The organism is Cobetia sp. SIMBA_158 (assembly GCF_046566945.1).
Classification (GTDB): Bacteria; Pseudomonadota; Gammaproteobacteria; order Pseudomonadales; family Halomonadaceae; genus Cobetia; species Cobetia amphilecti.
The window spans coordinates 1-247 of the sequence record NZ_JAWJYL010000855.1 but is presented as its reverse complement, the minus strand read 5'-3'; the positions used below and the strand labels follow the sequence as shown (position 1 = coordinate 247).

Annotated in this window: 1 pseudogene; it reads left to right on the top strand. The window is 43.7% G+C overall.

Going from position 1 to position 247, the window contains the following annotated elements:
* Nucleotides 1–247: pseudogene (locus R2R70_RS22250) on the top strand (hypothetical protein); the annotation flags it as partial.

Sequence of the window (247 nt, the reverse complement as noted above, 5' to 3'; positions counted from 1 at the left end):
CACGCCGCTTGCCACTATGCATAAATTTAATGGCTGGGCTGATACGTTTTTAGCAACGCCTGCACAAGGGCTTGATGACACTTATGTAAGCTTAAATGGTAAAGCCTTTGACGGTAAATGGTTAGTGGCTTATCACAGCTTTGATGCCAACGATAGCGCCAATAGCGTTGATGATTTAGGCTCAGAGCTAAACGTGCAATACGTTAAGCCTATTAATAAAACCTATGCCGTTGGCGCTAAATATGCC